2 protein-coding genes are annotated in these 1,903 nt (G+C 61.9%); both read left to right on the top strand.

All coding sequences use genetic code 11. From position 1 onward, the window contains the following. Positions 1-1,200: DUF58 domain-containing protein (locus TJ79_RS07450; protein ID WP_040949670.1), on the top strand; the 1,200-nt coding region annotated here is incomplete at its 5' end. Continuing rightward, on the top strand, positions 1,197-1,903 hold a 707-nt coding region (locus TJ79_RS07455; protein WP_040949671.1), incomplete at its 3' end, for a hypothetical protein. The genes TJ79_RS07450 and TJ79_RS07455, both read left to right, overlap by 4 nt.

Below are 1,903 nucleotides of genomic sequence, written 5' to 3' on the forward strand. Positions count from 1 at the left end.
TTTGTTCTTCTTGCTATATTGTGGTTGGGAGCTTTGGCAGCCGGTCTTTTGCAAGGCGGCTTTGTTCCATGGTTTCTGTGCGGCAGTTTGGGGCTGCTCCTGATTGGATCATTATTAGGCCCTTATTTGGCGCTTCGCGGTTTGAGCGGGGAAGTCATGTTGCAGGCAGAGACGGCGACAGCGGGTGACTCGATCTTTGTGCAAGTGAAGATACAATTTCGAAAGATTTGGCCTCTGTCGTGGATGACTGTCCGGGATATTTGGACCGAATCCTCTGGGCGAGTCGTTTCCGGGGGGAGCCGATTGATTTTTTCTCAATGGGGCAGGGAAACGGGATATCGCTACGAGATTCCCGATATTTCCCGGGGAATCTACGACAAGCATCGGGTGGAAGTGACGACGGGAGATGTATTCGGTTTATTCAGCCTGTCGAAGACTGTAGGGACGGCAGGTTCGTTGACCGTTTACCCGAAACCTTTCGCGCCCGGGAGATCTGCCGACATCGCCGGGTTCGGGGGCGGACAAGATGTCCGGAATCCATTGGCGCTATATGCTCAGCCATCGGCGGATGTCCGCGATTACCGGCCGGCTGACCCTCTCCGCTACGTGCATTGGAGGGCAACGGCTAAAGCCGGTCATTTGATGGTGCGGGAGATGGAAGCCGAAACGGCGGGTTGGGCGATGGTCTTTCTCGACGGTTCCGGCTGGAGCGAGGAAGCGGCTTTTGAGCCAGCCGTAGCGGTGGCGGCGGGGCTTTTGCAGCGGGCGGCGGAGAGCGGCGCCCGGACGGGTTTTGCCTTTGCCGGCAGCGGCCGGACGACGGTAATGCCGCCCACTCTTGGGGCGGCTGATCTGCCGGCGGCCTTCGCCGCCCTTGCCGGCCTGCAGCCGGGCGGCGAGCCCGGCGGGCTGGCGGCGCTCATCCGCCACGATGCCTTCGCGCTGCCGCCAGGAGCGGCGGTGCTCTGCGTCGTGGCGGAGCCCGATGCTGAGCTGGTCGCGACCTGCGCGGCGCTGGCTCGTGGCGGCAGACGCGTGAGCGTCGTCTGCCCGGCACCGGCCGGCACGGGAGCAGGCGGCGGTGAGGCAACGGCGCAGCCGACGCAGGCGGGCTGGAACAGCCGCTTTGCAGCGGCAGGCTGCAGCTTTGCTGCTGTAGCGGTGCCTGCCGCCTCAGGGATTGGGGGCGGTGCATCATGAGACAAGCGTTAAGCTTGGCAGCGGGAGAGGAGACCTCATCCCTAACGGGAATTCAACGCCTCGCCGCAGCCAGTCTATTGTTTCTGCTGCTGCGCGAGTGCTTGGAGTCGGTGCTACGGCTTTCACTCATCGATTCCGTGATGGAATCGGCGATATTTTATGCCGCGCTGGGCAGCTTCTTGCTGATCGATCTGCTTCCGGGTGGTATCGTGCTCCGCACCATGATGAAGGTTGCGGCTATGGTTGCCGCTATCGGATTGCTGTTCTATCCGGAGTCTTTTGCCTCGTTGTCGTGGATCGGTTCTTATCTCGATGTTTGTTTTAAGGATTTGTTTTCCCTGCGTAGAGGCGATTATGAGGGAATAAGCTTTCACAACCGCACGATGTTTTTTCTATTCGGCTGGCTGATGCTAAGTTCCGTTCTGCACGGGCTTGTGCGGGCGAGTCGCAGGATCATCTGGCTTCCCGCCGGTGTGTTGTTCTTACTGCTGTTCCTGCAGTTGTCCACCGGCCTCGATACATCGGCGGAGACAGTGCGCGCCGTCGCCATCGGCTTGGCGCTGGCCGCGCTGCAGCGGCAGCCGGCGCTGGTCCGCGACTGGGCGGCGGAAGCCGCATCCGCGGACGGCGCAGCCAACAGCCCGGGCCGGGCTTGGCCCGCCGGCTGGCTGCTGACCGCCGCCGGTCTCGGCGGCCTTTGCTT

It is taken from the genome of Gorillibacterium massiliense, assembly GCF_000455485.1.
GTDB lineage: Bacteria > Bacillota > Bacilli > Paenibacillales > NBRC-103111 > Gorillibacterium > Gorillibacterium massiliense.